Here is a 765-nt window from a genome sequence, read left to right as displayed (position 1 = left end):
TTCCGATCTGCCCTGCTTCCAGGAAAAGCCTCTAAGCATCAGGTAACATCAAATCGTACCCCAAACCGACACAGGTGGTCAGGTAGAGAATACCAAGGCGCTTGAGAGAACTCGGGTGAAGGAACTAGGCAAAATGGTGCCGTAACTTCGGGAGAAGGCACGCTGATATGTAGGTGAAGCGACTTGCTCGTGGAGCTGAAATCAGTCGAAGATACCAGCTGGCTGCAACTGTTTATTAAAAACACAGCACTGTGCAAACACGAAAGTGGACGTATACGGTGTGACGCCTGCCCGGTGCCGGAAGGTTAATTGATGGGGTTAGCGCAAGCGAAGCTCTTGATCGAAGCCCCGGTAAACGGCGGCCGTAACGATAACGGTCCTAAGGTAGCGAAATTCCTTGTCGGGTAAGTTCCGACCTGCACGAATGGCGTAATGATGGCCAGGCTGTCTCCACCCGAGACTCAGTGAAATTGAACTCGCTGTGAAGATGCAGTGTACCCGCGGCAAGACGGAAAGACCCCGTGAACCTTTACTATAGCTTGACACTGAACATTGAGCCTTGATGTGTAGGATAGGTGGGAGGCTTTGAAGTGTGGACGCCAGTCTGCATGGAGCCGACCTTGAAATACCACCCTTTAATGTTTGATGTTCTAACGTTGACCCGTAATCCGGGTTGCGGACAGTGTCTGGTGGGTAGTTTGACTGGGGCGGTCTCCTCCTAAAGAGTAACGGAGGAGCACGAAGGTTGGCTAATCCTGGTCGGAC

General features: G+C 52.0%; 1 rRNA gene. It reads left to right on the top strand.

Features of this window, described 5'->3' with window-relative positions:
- A 23S ribosomal RNA gene (locus D0Z60_RS11475) occupies window positions 1-765 on the top strand; the annotation flags it as partial.

Source organism: Sphingomonas mesophila (genome assembly GCF_003499275.1).
GTDB lineage: Bacteria > Pseudomonadota > Alphaproteobacteria > Sphingomonadales > Sphingomonadaceae > Sphingomicrobium > Sphingomicrobium mesophilum.
This window is presented reverse-complemented; position numbering and strand designations above follow the sequence as displayed.